Source organism: Sphingobium chlorophenolicum (assembly GCF_000722875.1).
Taxonomy (GTDB): Bacteria; Pseudomonadota; Alphaproteobacteria; order Sphingomonadales; family Sphingomonadaceae; genus Sphingobium; species Sphingobium chlorophenolicum.
The window spans coordinates 1-11,350 of the sequence record NZ_JFHR01000090.1; the positions used below are offsets into that span (position 1 = coordinate 1).

The 11,350-nt window shown below is 68.5% G+C and carries 8 protein-coding genes and 1 riboswitch; of the genes, 6 read left to right on the plus strand and 2 right to left on the minus strand.

Annotation, left to right across the window (positions count from 1 at the left end; translation table 11 throughout):
* Positions 1 to 172: 172 nt before the first annotated feature.
* Positions 173 to 373 carry a hypothetical protein gene (locus BV95_RS21535; protein ID WP_013849237.1) on the minus strand — a complete coding sequence of 67 codons (201 nt, stop codon included), beginning with the start codon at positions 371 to 373 and terminating at the stop codon, positions 173 to 175.
* Between the two features lie 180 nt (positions 374 to 553).
* Between BV95_RS21535 and BV95_RS21540 the strand changes: the two genes are divergently transcribed.
* From BV95_RS21540 to BV95_RS21565, 6 genes are read left to right on the plus strand one after another with little or no spacing between them, the layout of a single operon-like run.
* Positions 554 to 928, plus strand: coding sequence for a response regulator transcription factor (locus BV95_RS21540; protein ID WP_013849238.1), 375 nt, complete (start codon positions 554 to 556; stop codon positions 926 to 928).
* Positions 925 to 2,067 (plus strand): YaiO family outer membrane beta-barrel protein, encoded by a 1,143-nt coding sequence (locus BV95_RS21545; protein ID WP_156483476.1) that lies wholly within the window; start codon positions 925 to 927, stop codon positions 2,065 to 2,067. Before BV95_RS21540 ends, BV95_RS21545 begins: the two co-directional genes overlap by 4 nt.
* 2 nt (positions 2,068 to 2,069) lie before the next feature.
* Positions 2,070 to 3,059, plus strand: coding sequence for a HEAT repeat domain-containing protein (locus BV95_RS21550; protein WP_037457161.1), 990 nt, complete (start codon positions 2,070 to 2,072; stop codon positions 3,057 to 3,059).
* Positions 3,059 to 4,492, plus strand: coding sequence for a glycosyltransferase family 2 protein (locus BV95_RS21555; protein WP_037457165.1), 1,434 nt, complete (start codon positions 3,059 to 3,061; stop codon positions 4,490 to 4,492). Before BV95_RS21550 ends, BV95_RS21555 begins: the two co-directional genes overlap by 1 nt.
* 11 nt (positions 4,493 to 4,503) lie before the next feature.
* Positions 4,504 to 6,021, plus strand: a complete 1,518-nt coding sequence (locus BV95_RS24175) for a hypothetical protein (RefSeq protein WP_037457168.1) — start codon at positions 4,504 to 4,506, stop codon at positions 6,019 to 6,021.
* On the plus strand, positions 6,014 to 8,320 hold the full coding sequence (locus tag BV95_RS21565; protein ID WP_051749936.1) for a hybrid sensor histidine kinase/response regulator: 2,307 nt from the start codon (positions 6,014 to 6,016) through the stop codon (positions 8,318 to 8,320). The genes BV95_RS24175 and BV95_RS21565 overlap by 8 nt, the downstream gene beginning before the upstream one ends.
* A 148-nt stretch (positions 8,321 to 8,468) precedes the next feature.
* Here BV95_RS21565 and BV95_RS21570 read toward each other — a convergent pair whose 3' ends face one another.
* On the minus strand, positions 8,469 to 10,451 hold the full coding sequence (locus BV95_RS21570) for a TonB-dependent receptor (protein WP_037457170.1): 1,983 nt from the start codon (positions 10,449 to 10,451) through the stop codon (positions 8,469 to 8,471).
* Between the two features lie 179 nt (positions 10,452 to 10,630).
* Positions 10,631 to 10,868, minus strand: a riboswitch (cobalamin riboswitch).
* Positions 10,869 to 11,350: the final 482 nt, after the last annotated feature.

The following is an 11,350-nucleotide window of genomic DNA, read 5'->3' on the forward strand; positions in this document are numbered from 1 at the left end:
TTCCCCCCGGGGGGGGGGGGGGGGGGGGACCAGGCCGAGGGCTGGTGGAGGGGAAGGGGGCACGACCTGCGTATTTCCCCTCCACCACCGCTTTCAGCGGCGGTCCCCCTCCCCACGCTGCGCGTAGGGAGGATTATCCTGGCTGGAGAATAGGGGGTAGCGTAGCAGCCGGTCAGCCGTCATCCTCTTTCCCCTCGGCGGCGGACCATTGGCCCGGCAGTTCCAGATAGGCCTCCAGTTCCCGCCAGTGGCGGTCCCATCCCGGCCCGCGCCTTTCCTCCGGCACATGGGCCTCGACCATGCGCCGCGCCCGCGTCACCACATTGGCGGGGCGCGCGCGCAGGCGGTCCAATATGTCCCGGATGCCGTCCATAGGCCGCTGATAGGCAAGCGCGGTCCCGCTTTCAACTTTCCCGCATCCTCGCCCCAAGCTGGCGGGCCGTTGCCGCGTTACGGCGAAATGAGGGTTAAAACGCCATTATCCATTGTTAAAAAAGGAAAATATCCGCAGTTGAAGGATAGTGAACGCTGAGGCTGTGTGAGGAAGTGCATAGTGGCGCATATTCTGGTCGCCGATGACGACGATCTGCTGGGCGAGCTGGTCCGGTTCAAGCTGGAGGCTGCGGGTCATGAGGTGACGATCCGGCAGGACGGGGCCGCCGCGCTGGAGGCGGCGCGGCAGGGCGATGTCGACCTGCTGGTGCTGGACGCGATGATGCCGGTTATGTCCGGCGCGGACGTGCTGCGCGCCATGGGGCAGGAAATGCCGGACATTCCGGTGGTGATGCTGACGTCCCGCAAGGCGCAGGCGGACGTCATGGCGGCGCTGACGTCGGGCGCGCGAGACTATCTGACCAAGCCCTTCATTCCCGACGAGCTGGTGGTGCGGGTCAACGCCATCCTCAAAACGGCGCGGATGGCGCGGTGAGGGCGGCGTCCGCCTGCGCCATGGCCTTGCTGACGGCGGCCGGGACGGCGCAGGCCCTGCCTGCCGTATCCAGCCCCGCCGCTACCCGTGACGCGCAGATCGCCGCCGCCCATGATGCGGTGGAGCGCGGGGACGAAGCGCAGGCCATCGCCCTGCTGGACCGGGCCAATGCGGATTTTCCAGGCGATGCGGAGATTTTGCGGCTGCTGGGCAGCGCCCATGCCTTTGCCGGTCACTATCCCCAGGCCATCGCCACGCTGCGCCAGGCGCAGCAATTGGCGCCCATGGACAACGATATCGGCGCGGCGCTGGCCCGCGCCTATCTCTGGTCGGGGGACCGGGCGGCGGCGGAACGGGAGGTCGCGGCGATGGAGCAACGCTCGCCCGGCGATGCGGAGGCCGCCGCCATTCGCCGCCAGCTTCGGCCGGAAGATGCTCCGGCCGCGTCCGGCCGTTTCGGCGTCGCCGCCGCGCAGGCGCTTTCCCATGTCTCCTTCGCGCACCGGCCGAGCCAGACCTGGTCGGCGACCACGCTCGCCGCCTTCGGCCGGGTGGCGCCGGGCACGGTACTGGCGGTCGCCGCGGAGCGGGAGGACCGGCAGAGCTTCGTCGACACCCGCATCGAGGGGCGCATCGACAGGCGTTTCGGGCCGCATGTCCGCGCCTATGCCGCCGTGGCGGCCACCCCCAAGGCCGATTTCCGTGAGAAATGGGGCGTCAGCGGCGGGGTGGAGGCGGACGTCACCCGCTATGCGACGTTGCTGGCGGACCTGCGCCATGCCGAATATCGCGACGTGTCGGTGACGACGTTCCTGCCGGGCGTCCGCCTGACCGCGGCGCGGCTGGGCGTCAGCGCCACGGTGCGGATGATCAACCTGTGGGACGAGCAGGGCACGCACCGGTCGGGCGTGTCCGGGCGGCTGGACGGCACGCTGGCCCATGGCGCGACCCTCTATGCGGGTGCGGCGACCTATCCCGACACGGAAGCGGGCATTACCCGGCAGGTCCATTCGCTGTTCGCGGGCGCCGCCGTGCCGCTGGCGGAGCGGATCACGCTGAGGGCCGGGCTGGATTATGACCGCAGGCGGGCGACCTACACGCGCAAGGGCGGGTCGGTCGGCATTCGGATCGGTTTCTGACCATGACGGTCATGCCGATCCCCGACCATGTCGCGCAGATCGCCATCTTCGTTTCATTCTACGGCGCGCTGGGCATGGCGGCGGTGCTGCTGTTCCTGGTGATCCGCCGGGGCCGCACCGAGCGGGCCGAGGCGCAGGCCGCCGCCATGACCAAGGCGCTGATCCGCGAGATCATGGGCGGCGAATTGAGCGGAGAGGGCGAGGATGTGCTGTCCGGCCCCGTTTTCCGCAAGGCGCGCGCCGCCGACAAGCTGGCCGCCATCGGCCGCATGATCCAGCTATTGCGCGGGGAGGAGCGGGAGAGGCTGATCGCGCTGGTCCAGCGGCACGGCCTGCTGAAGGACGCGTTGCGCAGGACATATAGTCTGCGCCGCCGGACCCAGGTGGACGCGATGCGCATATTGGGCAGCATCGGCGGCGCGCCCGCCGTCGACATGCTGTTGTCGGTGCTGCATGGCGACCCGCATATCGACACGCGGCTGGAGGCGGCGTCGCTGCTGGCGCAACTGGACGCGCTGCCCGCGCCGGAACGGCTGATCCAGGACCTGTCGCTCTACGAAACGCGGATCACGCCGCTGCACCGCAGCCTGTTCCGGCTGCTGGCGGTCAGCCACCCGGTCGAGTTGATGACGCTGGGCCGGTCGAACCAATTGCCGCCCGCCGTCCGCGCCCTGGTGATCGACGCGCTCGGCTGGACGGAGGATTACGCCGCCCTGCCGCTGCTGGCCGCCGCCGCCGTCGATCCGCATCCGCCGGTGCGCCTGGCCGCGCTGGATTCCGCGACCCGGCTGGGCCATCCGGGCAGCGCGGGGTGGATCATCCGGATGCTGGAAGACCCTGAACATCCGGTACGATCGCGGGCCATACGCGCCTGCCAGATCATGGGGCTGACCGCCGCGCTGCCGCTGCTGGCGGCGATGCGGGACGATCCGTCTCCCTGGGTCCGGCTGCGCGCCCAGCAGGCGGTGCAGATGCTGAAGGTGGCGGCCTGATGGAGCGCATCCTCGCCACCGCCGCCGGGGTTGGAGTCAGCACGCTGGCCGCCATCGGCCTGCTCTGCTTCCTGGTCGTTTCCGTCCGCAACCTGGTGTCGACGATCCAGCTTCTGCTGGCGGCGCGCATCTTCGTTACCCGGATCAAGCCTGCCAGCCGGTCCTACGACCTGTGGACCCGCTATGCCGACCTGGCGCTGCCGGTGTCGGTCATCGCGCCCTGCTTCAACGAGGAATTGTCGATAGCGGACAGCGTGCGGGCGCTGCTGGCGCTGGAATATCCCGATCATGAGGTGATATTGGTCAATGACGGTTCCAGCGACCGCACGCTGGAGGTGCTGATCCGGGAATTCGCGCTGCGCCCGATAGAGCGGGAGCAACTGGCCGAATTGCAGAAGACGAAGATATTGGGCGTGTACGGGTCGGCGCGCTACCCCAACCTGATCCTGATCGACAAGCAGAATGGGCGGAAGGCCGACGCGGTCAATGCGGGGCTGGGCTTCGCCGCCGCGCCGCTGGTCTGCGTGATCGACGCGGATTCGATCATCGAGCCGGACGGGCTGCTGCGCGCCGCCGAACCCTTCATGGCCGACGACGGGTCGCTGATGGCGGTGGGCGGGGCGATCCGCATCGTCAACGGGTCGGTGGTCGCGGGCGGCCATGTGCGGGAAATCCGCCTGCCGGGCAAATGGCTGCCGCGATACCAGATATTGGAATATCTGCGCGCCTTCCTGACGGCGCGGATCGCCAATGCGCGGTTCGACATGCTGATGCTGATATCCGGCGCCTTCGGCATGTTCCGCCGGGCCGCGCTGGTGGAGATTGGCGGTTATCGCCATGACACGGTGGGGGAGGATCTGGAGGTCGTGACCCGCATCCACCGCCGCATGCGGGAGGAGAAAAAGCCCTATCGCGTCGATTTCGTGCCCGAAATCGTCTGCTGGACCGACGCGCCCGAAACATGGAGCGGCCTGCGCAACCAGCGGGCGCGATGGGAACAGGGGGCGCTGGAGACCATCGTCCGCCATCGCCGGATGCTTGGCAATCCGCGCTATGGCCGGATTGGCATGATCGGCATGCCGCTGATCGTGATAGAGGATGTGCTGGGGCCGCCCTGCGAATTGTTCGGCTATCTGCTGATCCCGCTGCTCTGGCTGATGGGGGTGACGAGCGGGACGGTGGTGTTCGCCTTCTTCTCCCTGACGGTGTTGTTCGGCACGGCGCTCAGCCTGGGCACGCTGGCGCTGGAGGAGGTGCAGTTGCGCCGCACCCCCAGCGCGCGCGACCTGGCGATGATCGGCGTCGCCGCCGTGGTGGAGAATCTGGGATACAGGCAGGCCAATCTGGCGTTCCGGCTGCATGGCATGTGGCGTTTCTTCCGCAAGGACAATCGCTGGGCGGCGGCGGGCCGTTCGGCCTTTGTGCGGCAATGAGGCGTGCGGCAATGAGGTGGATCGGCCTTGCGCTGCTGGCGGGATGGTCGGGGGCCGCGTCCGCAGAGGCGATCTGGAAAGGGCCTGTCGTGAAGGACTGGCGTGAGGTGGAACGGCTGACCCTGTCGGGCACGATGGAGGCGGACATGTTCCGCCCGGCCGCGATCGCGCCGGAGCGGGAGGCCGCGCCGCCCGTGCCCCTGCTGGCCCCGATGGGCGCGAACCTGCTGCCGCTGGCGGAGATCCGGCCCTTCGGCATCGAGGAGCGGGTGACGGCGGAGCGCGACGGGGAGGGGCTGCGCATCCGTTGCCGGGCGGGCAGGGCGGCGGCCGGGCTGGTGCTGCGCTGGCCGGATCGGCGTCTGCCCCGTGGCTATCGCGGGCAATGGCGACTGGAGGGGCGGGCCGATACGAGAATCGGGGTGGAGATTTTGCCGGTGGGGCAGGATGCTTCGGCCGCGCCCGCCGTTTTGCGGGCCGATGGGCCTTCGGTCCTTCCGCTGGCGGATTGGCCGGGGGAACAGGCGCTGGTCCTGATCTGTCCCGGCACGGATGCCTCCGCGATGCTGGATGCGGTGATTTTGGAGCCTGTGCCGGTCAACGCACCGGGCGGGGCAGGGGCGCGGAGCGATGAAGTAGCGCGGAGCGGGGCGTCCGATGCGCGGGGGACATGGGTGTGGCAGGATCGGGACTGGCATGGCGATCCGTCCGGCTTCGCCCGCCGCGCCGCCGAGGCGGGCTGGACCGAGCTGGCCATACAGGCCCCCGCCATGCCCGATGCGGCGCTGACCCGGCTGGCGGCAGCGCTGGCGGCGCGGGGCATCGGCTTTCGCCTGCTCGACGGCGATCCCGCCATGGCGACGGCGGAGGGGCGGGGCGGGGCCGCGCGCCGTTTCGCCGGCCTGCGCCGCTGGTGCGACGATCATCTGGCGGCGCGCCCGCTGCTGGAACTGGACATCGAACCCTATGCCCTGCCGGGCTTCGCGGCGGACCCCGTGGCGGGATGGCTGGGCTGGGCGCAGACGGTGCAGGCCGTCGCCGGGGCATGGGGCGGGTCGGTGGCGGTCGACGTGCCCTGGTGGATGCGCCGTTCGTCCGAAGGGGCGGCGGCGATCGACAGCGCCCGCGCCGCGATCCGGGAAATCATCGTCATGGCCTATCGCACCAATCCGCAACTGGTTCTGGACGCCGCCGAAAGCTGGCTGGCGCAGGACAGCCCGCCCGTCCGCATCGCCATCGAAACCGGGCCGGTGGCGCGGGAGGCGACCCGCCTCTACCGCCGGGCGCCCAGCGGCACGTTGAGGCTGAGCGATGCGGGCGCGGAACTGCTGGCCGCGCCGCAAGCCGAAAGCGCGGCCGACGCCATGTTCGCGCTGGTGCGGGAGAGCAGGACCGATCCCGCCCGCATCAGCTTCCACGGCGCGCCCGCCCGCGCCGTCGAGGCCGAACGGATGCTGGCGCCGCTATTGTCGGGCTGGCCCGGCTTCGCGGGCTTCCGCGTCCATGGCTGGGAGGCGCCCCATGGCTGACCCAAGCTCGCCCGGCTGGATGAAGGAGATGCTGGCGCTCCAGTCCGCGGTGACGGAGGCCTATGCCGATTTCCAGCAGATCATCGACGAGGTGGTGGAGCGCGCCTTGCGCATCATCCCGCTGGCGACCGGCGCCATCGTCGAGATGCGCGACGGCGACGATATGGTCTATCGCGCCGCCAGCGGCACGTCGATCCAGCAGATCGGCATGCGTCTGGCGCTGAGCGGCAGCCTGTCGGGCACCTGCGTCGCCACCGGCGAGACGCAATTCTGCCACGACAGCGAGACCGACCCCCGCGTCGACCGCGACGCCTGCCGGAAGGTGGGGGTGCGGTCGATGATGCTGGTTCCGCTACCCTATCATGGCCGGACGGTCGGCGTGCTGAAGGTCTATTCCGGTCAGGTCGCCGCCTTCACCCGCGCCGACCTGGACGTCGTGCGCCTGATGGCCGGGCCGATCGCCACCGGCTTCGCCAATGCCGCCCATTCGGACGCCGCCCGCCATTTCGCCGCCACCTTCGAACAGGCGGCGGTCGGGCTGGCCCACTGCTCCCCGCAGGGGCGATTCCTGCTGGTCAACGACCGTTTCTGCGAGATTGCGGGCTATGAGCGGGACGAGCTGATCGGCCTTGACTATCGGCAGATCACCCATCCCGCCGATTATGAGATCGACGCCCGGCTGGCGGGCCGCCTGCTGCTGGGGGAGATCAATGATTTCGCCTATGAGAAACGCTATGTCCGCAAGGATGGCGGGCTGGTGTGGATCAACCTGACCGTGTCGCTGGTGCGCGACGCGTCGGGCGAGCCGGATTTCTTCGTCTGCGTGGTGGAGGATATCGGCGCCCGCCGGTCGGCCGAGATGGCGAGCGCGGCCAAGACCGGCTTCCTCGCCAATATGAGCCATGAGATCCGCACGCCGATGAACGGCATATTGGGTTTCGCCGACCTGTTGCTGGGCGCGGGCCTGCCGCCCGAACAGCATCGCCAGGTGAAGATGATCGCCGATTCCGGCCGGGCGATGATGCGCCTGCTGAACGACATATTGGACCTGACCAAGGTGGAGGCCGGGCAGATGGAGATCGCCCGCGAACCCTTCGACCTGGTCCATGCGCTGGACGCCTGCCTCAACCTGGTGCGGGTGGGCGCGGAGCAGAAGGGGATCGACCTGATCCGCGACATCGCCGGCGACCTGCCCCGGACGGTGACGGGCGACGGGCTGCGGCTGCGGCAGGTGGTGCTGAACCTGCTGGGCAATGCGGTGAAGTTCACGTCGGAGGGGCATGTCGCGCTGCGCGTGCATCTGGACGGGGCGGACCGGCTGGTGATCGTGGTGGAGGATAGTGGGCCGGGCATCGCGCCGGAGCGGCAGGCCGCCATCTTCGAGAAATTCGTGCAGGCCGACGCCGGCACCGCCGCCCGTTTCGGCGGCAGCGGCCTGGGCCTGTCGATCAGCGCCCAACTGGTGACGCTGATGAACGGCGAACTGACGCTGGACAGCGTGGTGGGGGAGGGGAGCCGCTTCATCCTGCGCCTGCCCTGCGAAGCGGCGGGGGAGGATGCAGCCGCACCGGTTGCTCCGGCTGCGCGGGATTCGGCCCTGTTGCACGACCTGCGGGTGCTGGTGGCGGAGGATCACGACGTCAACCAGGAACTGGTGCGGGCGATGCTGGAGAGGATCGGTTGCGGCGCGACCATCGTCGAGGACGGCGCGCAGGCGGTCGCCGCCGTGCTGCGGGCGAGGGGGGAGGGCGCGCCCTACGACATCGTGCTGATGGACATGCAGATGCCGGTGATGGGTGGGCTGGACGCGGCGCGGGCCATTCGCGCGCAAGGCGTGAGCGCGCATGAACTGCCGATCCTGGCGCTGACTGCCAACGCCTTTGGCGAGGATGTGCACGCATCGCTGGCGGCGGGGATGCAGGCGCATCTCGCCAAGCCGCTCCAGTTGGCGGAATTGCGCCGGGCGCTGGCGACATGGCTGCCCGCCAAGGGGGTGGAGGAGAGCACCGAGCCCTTCGACCCGGTGACGCAGCAATTGAGCGAGCGTTTTCGGGAGAAGACGGTGTTGTGGGCGGCGCTGCTGACGCGGTTGTTGGACGAGGCGGAGCCTGCGCCGGAGTTGCTGGAGGAGGCGCGGGGCGAATTGCACAAGATAGCGGGCACGGCGGGGATGTTCGGCCAGCCCGCGCTAGGCAGCGCGGCGGAAGCGGCGGAACGGGCGCTGCGGGAGGCCGGGCGGATGGACGCGACGGTCGCGGGGCGGATCAGGGCGGTGATCGGCTTGTGTGGGGGTGGGTGAGCCTATTCCTCCCCATCGGGAGATGGGGAGGGGGACCATGCGAAGCATGGTGGAGGGGAATGGGGCGCGACCTGCGAATTTCCCCTCCACCACTCGCTGCGCGAGCGGTCCCCCTCCCCACGCTGCGCGTAGGGAGGAATGGGGTGGGTTAGAACTTCACTTTCACCCCTAACCGCACGGTTCTCGGTTCCACCACCCGGCTTAACCGGCCTTCCTGCGGGCCTGCGTCGAAGCCGGGGATGTAGGCCTCGTAAAAATAGGCGATATCCTTGTCCCGGCTGTCGAAGATATTCAGCAGCTCCCCGTAAAGCTCGATCCGCTTGCCTTTCCACGCGCCACGGGCGTTGACGATGGTGCTGCCCTTGTCGCGCGCGCTATTGTCCTCGATCAGCGGATAGGGCCCCAGATGCCGCATCCGCAGGCTGGTTTCCCAGCGGCCCAGCACGACAGCCACGCCCGCCGAAGCCGCATTTTCGAAGGCGTTCGGAATCCTGTCCCCATTGTCGTAGCGCGAATGGCTGGCGGTGTAGTTGCCGTCCAGCGCCAGCCAGGGCAGCGGCCGCCAGAAGGCGACGATCTCATAGCCGTGCCGCTTGCTGGCGCCGGTCGGCTCCACCGCGTTGCTGTCGCCGACGAAGCGCAGTTCGCTGCCGACATTCAGCCACCAATAGGTCGCGGTCAGGCTGGCCGAACCGATCTGGACCCGCCCGCCCAGTTCCTTGCCCGTGCCGCGCACCAGCACCGGGACCGGCGTGTCGACATTCACCGCGCCCCGCACGTCGTTGCTGTGAAAACCCCGGCCCCAATTGGCGTAGAGTTCCAGCATGGGCGCAACCCGATAGGCCAGCGAAGCCTTGGGCGACAACAGGCTGTCCGATCCCTTGCCCGTGCCCAGGGCGGCGGCCGCGGCATCCCTGGCCCGCACGGCATAGCGATAATGATCGCCGCGCAGCCCGCCGGTCAGCCGCAGGCCCGGCAGCGGCCGCCACGTCGCCTCGCCATAGAGGGCCAGCGACAGTTCCTCGACATGATAGCGGCCGAGCGAGGAGAGGTAGGCCCGGTCGGCGGTGCGCGACACGCCGACATTGCCGATATGGTCGTAGCGATCCTCCGTCCCGACGCTGAATTCCAGCGCCTCGCCCAGCGACCAGCGCTTTTCGGCCGTCGCGCCCGCGATCCAGCGGCGGTCATATTGCAGGATCTGCGCGCTGGTCCCGTCGGGGTCGGCATAGGTCGGGTTGGAGTACATCGACCAGTCATAATATTGCGCATAGACGTTGGCGCGCCAGTCTGCCCGCGTCACCGCGACATTGCCGACCAGCCGCGTCGTTTCCCCCCGCGCCGAGGGATCGGGCGAGCAGAATATGTCCGCGCAGACCGGCGATCCGACGATCCGCTCCGGAATCTGCTCGGTCGGCCGCCAGGTGGCGCGATAGGCGTGCAGTGTCGCCTCCACCGCGCCCGCCCGATATTTGGCGAAACCGGCATAGTGGCGCAGATGCTCCGCCTCCTGCCACGGCCCGTCATAGGCCTTGGCCTGCGCGACCAGCGTCAATTCGCCTGGTCCGACGCCCTTGATCGTGCCTCCCGCCGCGATCCGCCGCGAACCGTAGGAGCCGCCCTCCACTGACATCCATGGCCGGTCGAAGCCGTCGATCGTCTTCATATAGGCTGCGCCCGCCAGCGCGAAATCACCGCCGTCGGCGCGATAGGGGCCTTTGCGAAAATCCTCCCGCGCGATGATTTCGGGGATCAGGCCGTTCAGGTCCAGATAGCCCTGCCCATGGCCGTGCGACCGGAAATTCATCTGCACCCCGTCAATATAGGTGGTGAAGTCCGACCCATGATCCAGATTGAAGCCGCGCAGGAAATATTGATTGGCCTTGCCGCTGCCCGAATGCTGGGCGGCGACCATGCCCGGCACCGCCTCCAGCAATTCCGCCACGCGCAGCAGCGGGCGGACCAGCAGGTCGGACCCGGCTACGCTGCCCTCGCTTGCCGCATGGGCGACGCCGATCTTCGCCTCTCCCCGGCCGAAGACGATGATATCCGCCTCCGGCGCTTCGGTTTCGGCCAGAGCCGGGACCGCATGGGCCGCGATCAAGCTCGCGGCCATTATCTTCCATCGCATTCGCATTCCTTCCGGCGTCTCGCGACATCCGGTGGGGCCTGACCGCCAGACGGCGTCCGGCGCGCAGGGACGGCCGGACGCCACAAAGCGACCGCTCCCGCGAACCGATGCGGCCTCCACCGCTCGTTCGTCGCTCAGACGGAAAGACACCGTGCCGCGGCCATCCCCTGGGCCAGGGCAAGAGCGACCAGACGCCGGCAGGTCTCCTGGCTCGCGGGTCGTCGCGTCGATGCAAGGCCTTCCCAGGCCTCGCAGGATTTAGCGTCCGGCCCAGTGGCTGGCGGCGGAAGCGTCGCTCCGCCGCGCATATGCATCGCGCTCGCCGCTTACAGTTGCAGGGACAGCCGCGGAATGGGGAGTCGCCTCCCGCACCGCGTTCCCTTTTAAGCCCCTTTCGGGACACCGGCGCGATCATTGCGGGGGACTGCAAGTCCCCGCGTCCTGGGCGTTACACGCGGAAGCGCCCTGCTTGCAAGAGGCAGCTTATGGCGCCGCCATTCGGATGGCTTCCAGGCGGAGCGGGCGTACCATTCGCACCTGCGGCATAGATAAATGCCCTTAAATCAGTGTGTTGAGCGTCCATTTTCGACTTTTTTCGGGGAATTTCCAAAAACTGTCATTTTTGGGGTTGCTCGAATCTCCGGTGCCCCCTAGATGCCCCTCCACCGGACGGGACGACGCCACTGCGGCGCTGGATCGGACGGTCGCCAACATAGACGGACGCTGGTCCCCCGGAACGCAAGGAACGGGGCGGGATAGCTGTCCGGTTTGGTTGTCGGGTTCTTTGACATTGTTGATTGATGAAGGGACATGTGGGCGGCGGCTCCGGTTATCTACGGCTTTCAGGCGTAGGTGGATCGGTTAAAATAGCCGTTTCTCACAATGTCCTTACGTAACCA